The sequence below is a fragment of the Bradyrhizobium neotropicale genome (assembly GCF_001641695.1).
Lineage (GTDB): Bacteria > Pseudomonadota > Alphaproteobacteria > Rhizobiales > Xanthobacteraceae > Bradyrhizobium > Bradyrhizobium neotropicale.
Genome location: NZ_LSEF01000020.1, coordinates 1 through 16,601 on the forward strand (window position 1 = coordinate 1; position 16,601 = coordinate 16,601).

A 16,601-nucleotide genomic window follows, 5' to 3' on the forward strand; every position below is an offset into this window, starting at 1 on the left:
GCACAGACCGCCCCAACGGCATCCGCCATGGTCGACAGTGCGATCGGCACGCCTTCCAGAGCGTAGCGCTCGGCCTGGCGGTTTAGCGGCTGATGCTGACCGAACTTCTCGAACATGATCATGGCCAGGAGGCTCGGGCCAGCCCATCCCCGAGCGATGGCATGGAACGGCGCCGGCGCCTGGCTGATCTTCTCGCAGTCGCGGCAGGAGAACTTCTCCCGGACCGTCTCGATCACCTTCCACTGGCGCGGCACCACTTCCAGCGTTCGCGTCACGTCCTCGCTGAGCTTGCGAAGGCGATTGCTGCCGCAGCATTCACAAGCCGTCGGCCCATCGATCACCACCCGCTCCCGGGGAAGGTGCTCGGGGAAGGTCTGGCGCTCGGCGCGCTTGCGGGTAAATCCCCGCACCGTCGTCGTCTTGGCCACGGCCTGTTCCGCCGTCAGCTCGTCCTCGGTGGCGTCGGCTTCCAGCTCTTCGAACGTCAGCGCCAACTGCTCGATCAGCCGCGCCGAACGCTCTGACCGTTGGCCGTAGATCTCATGCTTCAGCTTGGCGATCTGCAGCTTCTGCTGTGCAATCAGCGCCTCGTCTTCCGACGCTTTCGCGCGGGCGACCGCGAGCTCGGCGGCGATCTCCAAACCCTTCGCGCGCTCGACCGCGAGCGCCTCTTTTAGGGCGGCAACGTCATCCGGAACAGCGTCGCGGTCGGCATCCATGCGACGCAGTGAATCACAGATTGGATGCGTTGGGACTCCCCAAAAATGGCGGCAACCGCAGATTTCTTCGTTCAGCCCGCGCTTTGCGGTCGCCAACTCAGTTGCGGATTCCGCCAGTCGATGCCCTCGAGCATATAGGCCATCTGCGCCGCTGAGATCGATACCGCGCCGGCCGACGCCGCGGGCCAGATGAACTTCCCACGGTCAAGGCGCTTGGCGTAGAGCGACATGCCCAGCCCATCGTGCCAGAGAATCTTGACCAGATCGCCGCGGCGGCCCCGGAAGATGTAGAGATCGCCGGCATGGGGATCGCGCTTCAAGCTCTCCTGAACCGTGAGAGCCAGGCTTTGCATGCCGCGACGCATGTCGGTGTGGCCAGTGGCGATCCAGACCCTGACGCCGCTCGGGATCGGGATCATCGTCGTCGCAGGAGCTCAAGAACCCGCTGCAGCGCCTCGCCGTCGACGTCCCGGTCAACGCGAACACGACAGCCACCGCCAAGCTCGATCTCGATGATTCCAGCCCTTGCGCGCTGCGCAGGCGGTGGAGACACCGGTTGTGGCGTGTCGCTCGAGATCGGAGCCGCCACCGGTGTGATCTCGACGGGAACGAGAGCTGGCACGGAATCTCCGCCCAGTCGACCCTGGCGCGCCTGTCGACGCCAGGTGAACAGCAGGCTGTGAGCCACCCCGTGCCGGCGCGCGACGCCGCAGACCGTCTCGCCAGCCTGCAACGTCTCTTCGACAAGGCGAACCTTCTCGTCGTAACTGCATCGCCGCCGACGCTCGGCGCCCAACACATTGACCCGCATTCGCCACGTGACCTTCAAGCTAGACTTAAGGTCAAATCCTCGGGCCGCCTCTCAAACTACACAAGGCGGCCGCCGCCGGCTTTCAATTACCCACATCTTCGGGGTGACCCGATAGCGATGCCGAAGGCGACATCTTGCAACTTGGTCAGACCTCGCCAAACGACGATGTTTCCTGGAGGATGATCACGTGTGCGGGCGAGATAGCCGCCGAGCATGGCGATCTGCAAAAGGTAAGTTGCTAGCGTTCGGCGAAGGATGCGCGGTTTGGAACGCGCCGCATCGATGCGGTCGAGTGTTTCAATCTCCGCGGGGGTAAGGACAGTCTCGGGTCTCGCATCCGGTTGAGCGCGCGCGGACATAGTGATCCAAAAAATGCGCCAGCTGACGACCGTAATGAGAGCGAGAAGCTTTACCAGCCGCTCGGCGGTCTGCAATCTCGCGTCCTCTGCGCGGCAACCAGATTTCATGATCTTGTGGAACACCTCGACCTTCCAGCGCAAGGCGTACCAGTCGAGCTTTTCGACGGCGGCTGCTAGGTCGTCGACAGGCAAATTGGTCACGAGCTTCCAATCGATCGGGTCACGATTCGAAGGTGGGTCGACCTCCAACGCATGAATATAGACGAGCGTTTGCGGCGCGTAGCGCTTTTGCTTGCCGATAGGCGGCAATGTTTTCACCGAGGCGAACTTGATCTGCAGGAAAGCAGTTTCGCCATCTTCACCGCCAATCGCGACCCGGTGGCGGCCGGACCAAGGGACCGCGGCAAGTTGAGCGAAGACGCGATGGGCCGCATTCGTCGGCGAGGCCTCCGACGGTGGCTCGGCCAGCCGATTGGTCTGAACGCGCACAAGAAACCGCGTCCCGAGATCCTGCGCCAGGCAAAAGAGTTCGTAGATATCGCTTTCGCGATCGCCAATGTGCACACAGCGCTCGGGCGAGCCCAGAAGCGCGATGGACTGACGCAAATTCTCGAGCCAGCGATAACTTTCTTTGGTCTCGATCGGCACGCGCGTTTGGTTCACGAGCCGCCTGAGCGCAGCCGTTCCTTTGAACTTGCTGCGGGTCCAGAACTTCACCGCCGACAGGCCGAGTGGAGTTCCGCTGGTGGTGACGACCAGACTCGAATGCATCAACACGCCGCACAAGGTGCGGGTGGTGGGTTGTCCGGCTTTATAGCGCCCAGCATTGATGGTCTTTGTGTAGCCGATCTTGCCGGGCGACTCGCGACTGTAGATGAACTCGGTCGTATCCTGCAGGATCAGGACAGGCCCTTCGCTGGCTTTGAAACGCGCTCAGTCGCAGCGAAATGTCCTGCCATCACGCCGTGTTCGGTGACGCGTGGATTGTCGAAAAATCTATAGGCCGCCTTCGTCGCAGCCCAATCGCCGCACGCCGCCGGAACCGGCTTACCCGGGGCGGCGGAAAGCTGCTCCAGCAACCGCCGTAAACGACGTTGCAAACGCTTATCGGGAAGACTCGCCGCCGCCACCTCGGCATCTTGCCAGCCGGCCGGGCCGGACTCCGATCCAACATTCATCCATGACGCCCCAGTGATTCGGCGTCATGGACAGAATCACGCCAGATTCAGACTGGGCAAGCCCGCTCGAAGATGTGGGTAATTGAAAGCGCCGCCGGAGGGATACGAATTATGCGACTAGGCGCTCTTTTCTTGAACAGATCGAAACGACACCGGGTTCAACCGGCCGGCAAGCGGTGCGTCAGGCTCGTTCCGCCTGTTTCCCTTCGTTATGGACTAATTGATTATCGACCGTGTTTGGTATTGTTTGGATTATTTTCGATTATGTTTTCCAGTCACGTTCAAACAGATGTATGGCATGCAACTGGCAAAGCCTTAAGACCGTGCAATCTCGAAACAGTTTATCTAATGAGCCTTATTTAATAAAAATTCGATTGCCGCATAACGGCATACGACATACAACATTTCAACAACGCAGATGAAAGGCAGCTCGTAATCTCAACAGAAGGGCGAGCTGTTCGCGAGCAGACGAGGTCCAGGAGAAGCCGGCGTATCGCGCCGCAAACGGCGTGCCCACGACAGTGCCCGGCGGGCCGCAACTTCGTAATCCCAGTGACCAATTGGATCATGTCTTGCTGCGGTCTCCCACAACAGCTCACGAATCAACTTGAGTGCCAGGCGTGAGCGAGACTACAGATCAGCCTCCGCCCGATATTCAGTCGCCGATTGCGGCGGCACGCGCGGAGCGCGACAGGGCGGGGCCAGAGATTGACTAAGTCGCGTCTCCCGTTGGAGGGCCACGTTGGGCCCGCAGCAAACCGAAAACGCGAATCGAGAGAGTCTCGCCCTCCATCGAGCGCCTTGACCCTTGTACAGCTCTCGAATGAAAGCGTCGGACCAGTCGTGGATCGTATATTCGAGTAGCTTGTTCATCATCGATCGCCAGCGCGCGAGACGTTCCTCTCGCGGCATGTTCACCGCCCTAGAAATCGCACCGGCGATGGCTCTAGGATCGGTCGGATCGACGAGCAAAGCCTCGTTTTCGTCGAAGTCTTCGGCCGCTCCTGCACGCTTCGACAACACTAGCACACCCGGATCGTTCGGATCTTGCGCAGCGACATATTCTTTCGCCACCAGATTCATGCCGTCACGCAACGGCGTCACCACACCAACGCGCGCAGCGCGATAGAGACCCGCAAGTTGAGCCTGAGGGAGATTGCCCTTCCTATACAAGATCGGCTCCCAGCCGTCGTCCGCGCGATGATCGCGATTGATGTCGTCGACCAAACTCTCGATATAGGCACCATATTTTTCGTACATTGGGACATCGGTGCGCGAAGGGGTCGCGATCTGCAACAGCGAGACGCGGTGCGGATCGTCTGCCAATAGGAGATCGAAAGCTTTGATCCGGTTGTCGATCCCCTTGGTATAATCAAGCCGGTCGACACCGATTGCAAGCGTCGCGCCATGCAGTTTCTCCTGCACCGACGAGATTTCCGTCTTGTATTTCGCGAGCGATTTCACGGCATCTGCTGCGAGCTGCTTCGGGTCGACTCCAATTGGAAACTTTCGGCATCGCGTCAGGCCTTGGTTAGACCGTACGACACCATTCTTAGATTCAACTATCTCGCAATAGGCATGCGCACAGGCAAGGAAATTGCTCAGATCCCTATAGGTCTGGAAGCCGACTAGGTCGTACCAAAGCATCGAGTCCACCAGTGCGTCATAGTGCGGCACTTGCTGTATCACGTCAGGCGTCGGCCATGGCGTATGCAGGAAGAAGCCGGTGGCTCGGTTGACACCGAGCTTACGCAGCTCTTTGCCAAGCGGGAGGAAATGATAGTCATGTACCCAGAACGCCTTCCGATTCCCAAGGCCCGCCAGCGCTTTCGCCACGAAGGCGTTGACTTGGCAATAGCTATCATAGTGCTCTTCCGAGCACGGGATGATCCGCTCGGCTAGCGAATGCAACGCCGGCCAGAGAATCGAATTCGCAAAATGCTGGTAGTACCCACTATAATGCGTGGCCGGCAGATCGAGCATCATCACTTGGCCCCTGCCGCGCTGCTCGCAGACCGTCGTGTACTCACTACCATAGCCCACGTTGCCCGAGGACCCCATCCAGACCGCGCCGAGGCGATTCACGACGGACTCAAGGGCAGCGGCGAGACCGCCCGCCTTGGGTTCATCCGGATCGGCCGCGGCAACGCGGTTCGAAACGATGACAAGTTTCCCAATTGGCCACAGGGCCGCCGTGTCGATCCGCTGCCCCTCCTGGGCAGAGGCGCCACGGCGGGAGGGGCCTGGATCGGTTTGCTGCGCTCGCGCTAGCCGCGTCTCGCTCAAGGGCTGGTCAAAGGAGGGTTGGTCCATCTGTTGCTATTCCAACGGGGCGCTTCTCGTCCCAGCGCGACTCGGATTGCCCCGATGGCGGCTCTCCTCTTAAGAGAGAGATCCTATGGCCGAGGCGGGACGAGCTTCGCTAGGGGAGATTTGGAAGTCGCAATCTACCAAATGGCTGAAAGGGAGCTCGAAATGGCCGAGATAATGTTTCGCAGATAGCTGCTGCGCACTCCAACTGCATGATTGGAAGGGTCTCAATTGGAGGCAAAACTGTCGGGTGACCCTTCGAGAAGTTGAACGTGCTATTGATCTTCATTGGTCTTATTGCCCGTCGAAAAGGTAAATTACTGACGGAACGCATCGGCTAATTGGATCGTGTCACGATCTGTCACTGTGGCTCAATAGGAGGCTCGATGAAGAATCAGGGGCAGGTCACGGTCAATGTCGACGCTGGCTGAAATCGACATGGTCGCTATAAACCGATGGAGCAACTGAGGAGCTCTATTGCTATCTTTATATACGCCATTTGCTTTCCCCTTCCATCATTCCAAACGACCCCGCTTCTCTTCATATCTATTCTGCACATCCTCTTTCATTATGGCCGATAGCTGGCCAGCCTATGAGCGCCCCACGTTTAAAAGCGTCGATTTAGCGGATGTGGGAGATCGATCCGCTTTGGAGGCGGCGCTAGGCAGGGCATTCGAACACTACCGGGAATTCACCCGGCAACTTCTAACCTGGCAACAGAAGTGGGTCGCAACGGTTCAAGAGAGTGAAGATTCTCAGTTTCCTCCGGGGGCGTTCAAGGAATTCGAAACCGAACCGTGTATGAATGACTCTCCAGTTGACGAGCAGATGGAGTGCATCGATCCTGAAATCTCCCCCTTGTACGTCTATCTGACGGTCGAGGCTGCAGAGGCGTGCGCCAGAAATCAGAGGCTCGAGGACATTCCAGATACTCTCGGTGAGGACGAGGTGATGGCCCTCACAACGCCGCCGTATACGTGGACGTCTACTACTGCTAACAGTATCAAAAGGAAGTACCACAAGCGTGGATACGACATGGTCACCCGGGGAGACATTAAACACTTCATCGCCATCTCTTCCACCGACTGCTTCGAGCATGAAGACGGAACCATTTGGACACACCCCAAAGATGGTCGCCGCTTTGATATCGTGGCTTACGGACGGGCGAGCACGCAGCACATCCGATCGCGCTCTCGACGCAGACGTGATCGCGAAGCACGCCTGAGGACGATCGTCACCCGCTCCAGCCAACCCGCGGAAGGTCAGCCCAAACAGTCCGCCCCGATGAGGAACAGATCGAAGCCGCTCACGATCAATGATCTACAGACTTTAGGGCCGACAACGAGAGCGCCACGTCCTCGCGATGCCGAGTCATCGCGACATAGGTAAGGTGGCGGTCGAGCGAGAGGCTCGCCAGCACTTTCACCCGGTCGACGGTCGCGACCTGGGACCTATGAATGGTCGTGGCGTAGCCGTGATCGACGTGGGCGTAGAACCGCTGATCGACCTCGACCCGCTGGCGCTGCCCGCCTCGCCAATCTCGGCGATGAAGCGCCTGAGCTTGGCTTCGACGACCTTGCCGATCATGCCCCGGGCGAGCTCTCGTTCTGCAGGAGCACGATCTGATCGCCGACGGCAAAGCGGAGCTCGCCGTCCGCGGTCCGGAACGCATGTCCTCCCTGAGGAGGCCGCGCTCGATCAGCTTGCCGCGCGCCAGATCGTTGAGGGCGCGCACATCGGGGCGCAGATGTGCGAGGATCAGCGAGGTCTGCGCCGAATCATAATCGCGGTTTCAGTCCGCGACCAGGTTGTCGATCGCCTGGGCCTTGAGCTCGGAGCCGAGAATGCGGCCGTGGGCGCGATAGGCAGGGAGGCATCGGCGATGCACCCTCGCGCGAGATCAAGCGAAGCGTCCCGCATCCATTGCGCGTGCTGGCGATAGATCGTCACGAGCTCGGCATAGCCGATGCGCTCGGCCATCGACCGTGAGGCGGCACCCGCTTCAATTGGCTGAAGCTGGTCGGGATCACTGACCAGGACGAGTTTTCACTCCGGGATGCGGTTTCCACGAAGGTCGCCATTTGCCGCGAGGCGATCATGCCGGCCTCGTCGATCACCATGACGGTCCGCCCATAGAGGGCGTCACGGCCGTTCTGCCAGCGCAGCTCCCACGACGACAACGTACACGAAAGGATCCTCGCTGCGCTCGACAGGGCCTCAGTGGCCGTGCCGGCAGGCACCGCGCCAATGACGCGATACCCTGCCGCTTCCCACACGTCGCGCGCCGCGCGCATCATTGGGAGCAGTCCGTCTCCAGTCGAATCGAATGCACGGCTGATCCCGGCCTTGCGGCAGATGTCTGCCGCCGCAATCCTGCAATGGCCCTTCTTCAGGAAGAATGCCCTTCTGGACGCCCGGATTCTTGAGGCATGCATCGTTGTTGCGCTCCTCCAGCCAATGGAATGCGGAAGCGAAAGCTCTGCCGAACAAAGCTCCGGTTTGCCGGCCTCAACTCACCATATGACGGATTCAACCCGTTTTTTTTGGGAATCGCGGGGCTCAGCTCACGCGCCATCAATAGATGGCTACGGTGCTTTTCACGTGAGTTTCACGCCTGCTTCTTCTGATCCTTCGTATTGATTTCTTGCAGACGCTAGACGGTCAATGACGCGGGTTACCAGGACTTTTATGCTTGAGCATCAGAAGAATGCATCCGTAGCGAACTACAGGAATGATGCCGTCATTCGACCTCGACGCCGAGCCTTAGTCGCGGGGATTAACGACTATCAGAGCAGTGCCAATAACCTTCCGAGCTGTATCAACGACGTCAATGCCTTCGTGGAGGTCCTCCAAGAGGATTACGCATTCGATGAGATCGTCCGACTTGTCGATTCCGAGGCCACCCTAGCCCATGTATCAGCCACGCTACGGCAGCTAATCGCTGGGGCAACGCCGGACGATCGGTTGGTTTTCTTCTTTTCCGGTCACGGATCGAATGAATTGAGAGACGGTGTCATCAAAGAATGCGTTGTTCTCTATGACGGATTTCTTTTCGATGACGCGATCAGTCAAATGACGCAAGCTTTGCCGCCGGGAACGCTTACGCTCGTTATGGACTGCTGCTTCTCGGGTGGGCTCGATAAACGCTCAATGGCTCCGATGTGCAAACATTTCGGCATAGCTCAAGAGGCCAAGGTCAAGGCATACACGCGTCCGGGCCAGTGTGTCGATCACCTCCCATCGCAAGCCGGCGCACACGCAATCAGACGTTTTGGCGGACCAGCCTTGATCCGTAGTTCTTCCCCTATCGCCACTGCTCTTGATCCCGCGATCGACTTCCAGGATATCGCGTCTGCGCCGCCACCGGACAAGATCGGGCGCGTGCAGATAAAGGGCGTACTTCTGTCCGCCTGCAGAGAAACGGAAACGGCGACCGCGAGCACCGCATCAACCGAGGGGAAGTCGGCCTTCACGTTTGCCCTGCTCCGTTCTTTGAAGAAGATTGGCGTGGGAGCAACGTTGGTTGAACTCATACGAGCCACGGCCTCAACGATCCAGAGTATCGGGCTTACCCAAACTCCTCTTCTAAAAGAACCCGAGCTTCCGGCCGGCATACGCTTCCGTTCTTTCATAGACTTGGCGCCTAAGGATGTCGCGGACTAGCAAGCCACAATCGACCTCCCAACATGCCAGTACGACACGTACCATACCCTTATTAACTGGAGGATCATCAATGGACGAACGAACGCTCATTCCACTTCTACTTAATGTAGCGAATAAGAACGATGAGGTCGGGCGGCTTCTTTTCAGTATTTTGACTCCCGCGATCGGCTCCCTGTCCGGAGAGATCGCGATTGAGCCGCCCGGCCCACTCGACAAAGCTCCGCTCGGGGGCCGCGCGTCCATCGCGCGTGGCTTGGCCAACCGTCCGGCCGCTGCCGGACAAGAGATGCTCGGGATTGACCATGCGATCCTAGTTCCAGCGATCGCATCAATGGTTACAACGATAAACGGCGAGCAGCCCGGCGCAGTTGACAAGGGTCTGGCCGGTTTCGCCTTCCGCATTGCGCGCGAGCTCGCTCCCGTAATTGGCTCGGTAGTCAGGGGGGCAATGAAAGACCACCAGCCGGGCTGAGGGTGTTGAGCTGGATGAGTTTTTCAGGAGGAAGCTCATCCAGCCTATCCCACGAAAAAGCAAAATCGAGGTCCATGGGAAAAGCTGGCTTCCGTTTGGATGTAGGCATCTCTGCATACCTCTCTAACCCTATGTAGCCACTTCCGCATTCCAACTAAGGGCAGCATCGACGATGGCACAGCCTGACTCTAAAGTTACCAAAATTACTCGCTTCGAGGCATTCATCGGCGGGGCTTGGCAAGCCTTTGAAGGTGAAGTTGTCCGCACCAAGGATGTTGTCTCAGTGAATCGTGAGGTTCACTCCACTGATGGCACGTCCTTCCGTGTAACAAATGTCTTTAATGTATCGCATCTCGAGGCGTATGCTTTCGGATCGCCGCTCGATGTTGGAGTACGCGGGACGAAAGCATGAAGTTGCCCAGAAATGAAATAGACCCGCGAAACGGGACCATGTGAAGCTGAAATAGGAGACAAGATTTTAGCCACCCGTGAACGAGCCTCTAAGCGACTGAGCTTACGGCACGTTTTTTTGGGGGGCGTTGGAATTTGCAGGGTTTTGAGCCTTGAGCGCGCCAACCCTGGCAAATGCGTTTCTGGATTCCCCGTCGCAATGAACTCCGCTCGTATGGTGCCATCGGAGGGACGATGCGGCCGGAGAACCACCGGGAATCCAATGACCTGTCTCTGGCACGGCCGGACCAGATCATCAATATGAAGCACTAGCTCGTCCTTTTTCCCGGCAAGGCCGATCGGGACTGGATCGATGGCGAGATCGGGCCGCTCTACAGCGAGAACGGCAGGCCGGCGATCGCGATCGTTTCATAACCGGGCTGTTGCTGCTCAAGCACATCTTCGGATCATCCGCGACATCAGATGCAACATCGAGGGCCAGCCTGCACTGCAGGAGTCCTTCGCCTTCCGATTCGCGCGGCCAGCCGGATTTGCTCGCAGCAGGCAGCGCTAGCGCGCGTGGGAGTTCTATCCTTCTCTGGTTGCGGAACTGGTGCAAGACGATTTTGGATATGCAAGTATGTGATCGAATGCGTGCTTCTATGAGGCCTTCATAAGCAGCCTTCAGATCGCCCGCCAGTAGGTTGATCTGCCGATCAGTCCAACTATTTTCGAGCTCGGAGCCCAAAGAAGCTGATCTTCCTGATCCAGGATCATTCGGCCGTTTTCCGATGCGAGTCGTGCCTTCTCGCAGTCCCCGACTACCGGTGTCAGATCCAGGCCCGCGCGGCGATGATCAGCCGAGGGGCTACCGCGATGGCAACGGTCCGCATGACAGCGTCTCTCTACAACATCAAATCAACGCCGGACTCGCCGCCGTCGCTGAGCACTAACCTTGCCCCTTTGGCTTGACCTAGTCATCGACGCCTGCACGTGCTGCCTTAGGGGGAGGGCTACCTGGTCAATCACAAGAAGCTGTTCCGGCTCTCCCGGGTAGAGAAACTCACGGTACTCCGCCTTGGCAGCCGCAAGCGAGAGAGTCGAGCGTCAGTGTTGGTGCCGACGGCCCGCAACGACCGCAGGTCGCTCGACGTCGCCTCGGATCACCTCACTGAGGCCGATGCTTTCGTGTCTTGGCCGTGATCGATGCTTGCACCCGCGAGTACCTGGCGCTTGTGGCCGACACCTCGCTGTCGGGTACTCGGGGCTCGGGACCCAGGCCGGTTGATTATCAAGCGCGGCACGCCCAAAATGGTGGTCAGAGACAACGTACCGAACTCACCAGCAACGCCAGACTGACGCGGGCAAATCAGAGCCGCGCCGTCTGGCACTACATCGCGCCCGACAAGCCTATGCAGAATGCCTACATCGAGAGATTCAATAGGTGGCTATTGGACGAACTCTTGAAGAGACACTATTCACATCGCTTCCCCAGGCTCGCGTCACGCTTGGATGCTGACGGGCCAACCACAAACGCATCCGACCCTACTCGCAGTCCGGATGGCAACGCGATCTGAGGTCGCGCGCAACTTTTAATCCGCGCCTGGATCCGTCGCTGCGCTATCCGAGGCTCCGGCCAGCTCCCGTTGCTACCACCGTCCAACCGGGCAAAGCCAACCGCTAGGGCGAAGCCGGGATTTGATAGATGGGGGCAAGGTCAGCGCCTCTCCGACACCTGGGCAAAGTCGGCCGCATAAATTGTTGTCCTCGAATTGGACGGGCCCCGCACCAACTCCCTTCCGCGCCGGTGCGGACAATTGCACCACGCCCAAGCACATACGAATTTGTTCGATCGAGTGAACGTCGCGATACGCATATCGATCCACCGGTCGAACGCCTGATCTAGGCCACGCAGTGTCTCTAAAAATACGCTTGGATCCTGCCGGGGAGAACAAGCTAAGCGATGAAGTTCGTTGGAGAGGCCGATCCCTTCGATCCAGACCTTGCCGGTCTGCAACGTCACGCGGTCATTTTCGATGCAAAGCAATTCTGGACTGATCGCGCCGATGCTTCGTCTCAACTCGAAAAGGCTTTGCCGCAGACTAGCGCGCGCCTGTTCTTCCCAACGCGTACTCCAGAGCAACCCCGTAAGGCGGCGCCGCGAGACGGTCGGCTCCCCGCACATGGCCAGATAAGCTAGAATCCCTTGCGCTTTGCGACCTCGCGGCAGAACGCTCTCGCCCGTCTGGCACGACGCCTGCATTGCGCCGAACACGTGCAGTCGCAGCCGTGGCCGAACCTCCTCCGAGCAGACACCCGACATCAATTCTCCTTAGCTCGATGCTACTGAATCTATCAAATCACATCGCAAGATGGAAGAGTGGCGCAGCAATCTCGAACCTTCGAATTTGTGCGCATTAACGCCACTACTCGGCATCTTCACTGCGGTCTCCATGACGGGCAGCAGGCTTCGTCAAGTATCGAGCCAACGCCCGAGTGCACCTGTTACTATGAGCCGCGCAGACGCACGTTTAACGTGTTATTCACGCCAAATATCCTTTTCGAAAGCTTATAATGCTTGCTTCGCGATCTTCTCTTGCGGACTAAGCGACACGGATGAACGTTAGATCTCCTGCCAATCATTCTGCGAGCTTGGTTCGACGTATCGTGCAAACGTTAGACAACGGCCCCGCCCGCATCAGATGGCTGTATCGACCCAACTGTTTTCGTAGAGCCGCTTTGATATCGTCGAGAGCCCCGCGGCTTCCGCCCGATCGATGTGATCGGATCTCAAGCTGCGCCCACTCATTAATCCGCACCTCTTTTGGCCACGGGGCTTTCTCTTGCGATCAGCGCAACGTTCTGAGCGGTGCGACGATCAGCGACTGTCGCGAATGCCTTCATTCCCGAGCCGCGGTCCCATTAGTGGTCGCTGTGGGCATCACCGATACGCACGGCCTGCCCGCACGTCGAGCAATTGTTGAGGATGCGCTATGTGCGGCCAACATGCGAGCGAAGATAAACTTGGCGCCCGACGAGGCTGGCAGATGGCGCAAAAGGGCACCAGGTTTGCAACTTGATCGGATCGACAGCTGCTGCTTGTTCGCACTTCTTCAGCCCGCGGTGAATGTGGGGCCGGATCCACGTCTGCTAGGCGATGTTCTTTTACGAACTGCCGGCCATACTTCGTTTAACACTTCGTAAACACCGGCCGCGACTTGGTCCGCAGACTAAGCGGCTCAAACGCTATCTCACTCGCTCGAGGACCTCGCCTCCGCGTGTGACCACCGCGCGATTGCCTTCGGATTCTGCATCGATCGCTCGCTGGGGCGCCCCGACGCCACGGTCCTGCTGGTTAACTTTCAAAACCGCAACCACAAACTGAAGGGACGTCGCCCGTCAGCGCGCTCAAAGCACGTCTTGCACGACGTTTAGGAGCAGTAGTATGGCTGTTGCAAACTTTGCAAAATGCCTCGCCGTGACCCTCACGCACGAGGGCGGATATTCGAACAATCCAAGTGATCGCGGCAATTGGACTGGGGGACGTGTAGGCATCGGGCTTCTGAAAGGGACGCGCTACGGAATCGCGGCTCATGCATATCCTTACCTCGACATCAAAAATCTGACGCTTGGTGATGCAAGGGCAATTTACGAAAGAGATTACTGGAAGCCGGTGCGCGGTGAAAGTCTGCCTTACGGAGTTGATCTCGCGACGTTTGACGCCGGCGTGCTGTCTGGGTGTCGACGAAGCATGCTCTGGTTGCAAGCCGCGGTCGGCGCTAAGGAAGATGGCGCTGTCGGACACGAGACGATCTCAAAGGTATTGGCCGCAAATAGAGAGACAACAATCCGGGCGATTTGTGAAAAGCGACGTAGTTTTTTGCGACGGCTTCCGTCATGGAAATTCTTCAGCAACGGTTGGTCGCGTCGGATCGCCGATGTCGAGGCCAAGGCTCTTGCGATGTAGCTAACGTGTAGGACCGAAAGCTAACGAACGACGCAGCGGCTGCGCTCCGAATAGAAGTTGGTCCCACAGACTCTTCGCTTCACCACGACGAACATCCTCGTGAACAGGAGAAACCCAGAGCAGATGGTCCCGCCACTCTCCGGCCTCAAGGTGACGGTAGCCCTCGCCGTCATCAATGGGACCGACCCATCGCCCAGCTCACATTGCATTTCGACGTGCACCCAACTAGATCACGGGATGGAAATCGCAATTGGAGCCAAGCGCTTCGAGGATTCCTGACCGGGCGCCGGCCACGCCAGCGGTCGACGTGAAGTCGCTGCACACATAAGATCGGTGATATCTCGCGGTCGTTCTGGATTCGGGCGAGACGCCGGGCACGGCCCTGGCGGCTCTCGATCACGTGGATGCGGCGTTCTGCCTCGGGACGCTGGTGGGCGCTATGGCATCGTCACGGCAGGCCGAATTCTTCAGCACGGATCAGGCTTCGCATTTCACCGGCGCGCCGCCAGCAACGTCGATGCTATCAGCATTGACGGTAAGGAGAGCTTGGAGAGACAACGCGGAATTCGTGCCTCCATCGGCGAGCGCAAAACCTGCGATCGTGGTCCGGCCGGACCAGATAGGCGGCACCGACGGCCACGGTATACATGCGGCTTGTGACGTTGTTCGAGCGTGCAGCGGCATTGCGCTCCGAGCTCTGCGCACCACCGAACTTCGCGCCCCAAAAGCTCCAGCGCAGCTCGAACAAGGCTGCCGCGGGGGATCTGGCGAACGCGGCGAAAGCGCAGAACCGCTGCCCCCCTGTTCTTCTGCAAAGCTCGGCGCACCGCCCGCGGCGCCGGCCACTTGAGCATCGGGCCGGGTCGCTCATCCAAGGTACGCATACGACGAAGACCGCCTGATTGACGCATGCGCGCGGGCACGGCGAGCTCTATGATAGCCCTGCGTGAAGGTCAGGCGGCCTGCTGATCGGCGGGCTTGTCGGCTTGGCGCAGGAGCTTCCATTCCCAGGGCAGCAGTTCGTGCAGACGCGATGCGGGAAGATCGGCGATACGGGCGAGGACGTCGGCGAGCCAGGCCTTGGGATCGACTTCGTTGAGGCGACAGGTCGTGATCATCGTCAGCATGATGGCGGCACGGTCAGCGCCACGCTGGCTGCCGGCGAAGGTCCAGTTGCGCCTTCCCAAGGCGATGCCTCTCAATGCGCGCTCGGCACAATTGTTGGTCAAGCAGATCCTGCCATCGTCGAGGAAGCGGGCGAAGTCGTCCCAGCGCCGGAGCATGTAGTTGATCGGCTTCAGGACCTCGGAGGAGCGCGAGAGGGTTTCGCGCTCACGCAGCAACCAGGCGTGCATGTCCTCGAGAAGCGGATTGCTCTTTTCCTGGCGCATGGCGCGCCGCTCGTCGGCGCCGCTGCCGTTGATGGCGCGCTCGATCTCGAACAACGCATCGAGTCGTCTGACAGCCTCCAGCGCGATCGGAGAGACCGGTTTGCCCTTCTTACCTTCTCGAGCATTTTTCTCGATGTCAGCCAGCTCGAAGAAGCCCCGCCGCGCATGGGCAAAGCAAAACGCCGGCGTAATCGGCAGCGCCTTCTTCCGCGGGTCGAACAGCGGCTCGAAGCCGCTGTAGCAATCGGCTTGCAGGATACCGGCGAAGGCGGCCAGATGCTTCTGGGGATGCTCGCCTCGTCGGTCGCTCGAGGCGTAATAGACCGCCGCCGGCGGCGCAGGCCCGGCGAAGGGCCGGTCATCTCGCACATAAGTCCAGATCCGCCCGGTCGTGCACTTGCCCTTCGCCAGGATACGGATGGTGGTGTCATCGCCATGAAGGCGCTCGGCAGCGAGCACATGGCGTTCGATCAAGTGGAAGAGCGGCATGACGGCGAAGGTCCCGTGGCCGACCTGGTCGGCCAGCGTCGACAACGGCAGGTCGATCCCCTCGCACTTGAAGCGCGCACTCTGGCGGTTGAGCGGGATATGCATGCCGAACTTGTCGAACAGGATCGTCGCCAGCAATTGTGGGCCGATGAAGCCGCGCGGCGTGGCATGGAACGGCGCGGGCGGCTGGCTGATCTTCTCGCAATCGCGGCAGGTGAACTTCTCGCGTACCGTCTCGATCAGCTTGAAGCGGCGCGGGATCTCCTCCAACGTCTTGGTCACATCCTCACCGATCTTCGCCAGCCGCGATCCACCGCAGCAGGCACAGGTCGTTGGAGCCTCAATGACCACGCGCTCGCGTTCGATGTCGTCCGGCCATGGTTTGCGCACCGGCCGCTTGCGCATGAAGGGGCGGACGTTCTGCGTCTTCGCCGCTGCGGCCTGCGCGGCAAGCTCATCCTCGCTCGCCGTGGTGACGAGTTCTTCGAGCTCCAACTCCAGCTGCTCGAGCAGCCGTGCCGTGCGCTCGGAGCGCTGCCCGTACAGTTCGCGTTTGAGCTTCTCGATCCGCAGCTCCAGATGCGCGATCAGCGCCTCGTTGTCCGACAGCTCCGCCCGCGCACTGGCAGCAACCGCCTCGGCTTGCAGCCGCGCCTCACGCTCGGCCTGCAGCGCCGCCAGGGCACTGACAAGGTCCGATGGAAGATCGTCCGGCTTCGATATCATGAAGCCATTGAATCAGATCAAGCAGCAGATTCAAACTGTAAAACGCTATCCGACCCGCGTCGGACGCTGGGTTTCTTGAGGGTTGCGCCAATCGATCCCGGACAACAGATAGCTCAACTGCGCCGG

13 protein-coding genes and 3 pseudogenes are annotated in these 16,601 nt (G+C 59.3%); 7 read left to right on the top strand and 9 right to left on the bottom strand.

Annotated features, from left to right (window positions below; genetic code table 11):
- The 6 genes from AXW67_RS02705 to AXW67_RS02725 all read right to left on the bottom strand — a co-directional run.
- On the bottom strand, positions 1–719 hold a 719-nt coding region (locus AXW67_RS02705), incomplete at its 3' end, for an IS66 family transposase (RefSeq protein ID WP_145927376.1).
- 71 nt (positions 720–790) lie between these two features.
- Positions 791–1,138: an IS66 family insertion sequence element accessory protein TnpB gene (tnpB, locus tag AXW67_RS02710; protein WP_063676405.1), complete on the bottom strand. Its 348-nt coding sequence runs from the start codon at positions 1,136–1,138 to the stop codon at positions 791–793.
- Positions 1,135–1,548, bottom strand: a complete 414-nt coding sequence (tnpA, locus tag AXW67_RS02715; protein ID WP_145927377.1) for an IS66-like element accessory protein TnpA — start codon at positions 1,546–1,548, stop codon at positions 1,135–1,137. The genes tnpB and tnpA overlap by 4 nt, the downstream gene beginning before the upstream one ends.
- Before the next feature lie 68 nt (positions 1,549–1,616).
- Entirely contained in the window at positions 1,617–2,792 is a 1,176-nt protein-coding gene (locus AXW67_RS02720; protein WP_347336739.1) for an IS4 family transposase, read from the bottom strand.
- Positions 2,789–3,067, bottom strand: coding sequence for an IS4/Tn5 family transposase DNA-binding protein (locus tag AXW67_RS43690; RefSeq protein WP_245315390.1), 279 nt, complete (start codon positions 3,065–3,067; stop codon positions 2,789–2,791). Before AXW67_RS43690 ends, AXW67_RS02720 begins: the two co-directional genes overlap by 4 nt.
- A gap of 630 nt (positions 3,068–3,697) precedes the next feature.
- Positions 3,698–5,380: an alpha,alpha-trehalose-phosphate synthase (UDP-forming) gene (locus AXW67_RS02725; protein WP_063676407.1), complete on the bottom strand. Its 1,683-nt coding sequence runs from the start codon at positions 5,378–5,380 to the stop codon at positions 3,698–3,700.
- A gap of 567 nt (positions 5,381–5,947) precedes the next feature.
- Here AXW67_RS02725 and AXW67_RS44960 point away from each other — a divergent pair.
- Positions 5,948–6,766, top strand: coding sequence for a RolB family protein (locus AXW67_RS44960; protein WP_063702303.1), 819 nt, complete (start codon positions 5,948–5,950; stop codon positions 6,764–6,766).
- Here the strand turns inward: AXW67_RS44960 and AXW67_RS40080 are convergent.
- Positions 6,723–7,716: pseudogene (locus AXW67_RS40080) on the bottom strand (AAA family ATPase); the annotation flags it as partial. The gene AXW67_RS44960 and the pseudogene AXW67_RS40080 overlap by 44 nt on opposite strands.
- A gap of 349 nt (positions 7,717–8,065) precedes the next feature.
- On the opposite strand from AXW67_RS40080, the gene AXW67_RS02745 reads away from it, so the two are divergent.
- The 5 genes and pseudogenes from AXW67_RS02745 to AXW67_RS43695 all read left to right on the top strand — a co-directional run.
- Positions 8,066–9,040, top strand: a complete 975-nt coding sequence (locus AXW67_RS02745) for a caspase family protein (protein WP_161491217.1) — start codon at positions 8,066–8,068, stop codon at positions 9,038–9,040.
- Positions 9,041–9,110: 70 nt separating this feature from the next.
- Entirely contained in the window at positions 9,111–9,512 is a 402-nt protein-coding gene (locus AXW67_RS02750) for a hypothetical protein (RefSeq protein ID WP_063676413.1), read from the top strand.
- A gap of 172 nt (positions 9,513–9,684) precedes the next feature.
- On the top strand, positions 9,685–9,924 hold the full coding sequence (locus AXW67_RS41530) for a hypothetical protein (protein WP_136623867.1): 240 nt from the start codon (positions 9,685–9,687) through the stop codon (positions 9,922–9,924).
- A 233-nt stretch (positions 9,925–10,157) separates the two neighbouring features.
- Positions 10,158–10,375: pseudogene (locus AXW67_RS43020) on the top strand (IS5/IS1182 family transposase); the annotation flags it as partial.
- A 505-nt stretch (positions 10,376–10,880) separates the two neighbouring features.
- Positions 10,881–11,586 (top strand): annotated as a pseudogene (locus AXW67_RS43695) (integrase core domain-containing protein); the annotation flags it as partial.
- A 33-nt stretch (positions 11,587–11,619) separates the two neighbouring features.
- Here the strand turns inward: AXW67_RS43695 and AXW67_RS02755 are convergent.
- Positions 11,620–12,225: an AfsR/SARP family transcriptional regulator gene (locus AXW67_RS02755; RefSeq protein WP_063676415.1), complete on the bottom strand. Its 606-nt coding sequence runs from the start codon at positions 12,223–12,225 to the stop codon at positions 11,620–11,622.
- A 1,122-nt stretch (positions 12,226–13,347) separates the two neighbouring features.
- Here AXW67_RS02755 and AXW67_RS40095 point away from each other — a divergent pair.
- On the top strand, positions 13,348–13,869 hold the full coding sequence (locus AXW67_RS40095) for a glycoside hydrolase family 108 protein (protein WP_082905796.1): 522 nt from the start codon (positions 13,348–13,350) through the stop codon (positions 13,867–13,869).
- A gap of 953 nt (positions 13,870–14,822) precedes the next feature.
- Here the strand turns inward: AXW67_RS40095 and tnpC are convergent.
- On the bottom strand, positions 14,823–16,475 hold the full coding sequence (gene tnpC, locus AXW67_RS02765) for an IS66 family transposase (RefSeq protein ID WP_063676418.1): 1,653 nt from the start codon (positions 16,473–16,475) through the stop codon (positions 14,823–14,825).
- Between the last annotated feature and the right edge of the window lie 126 nt (positions 16,476–16,601).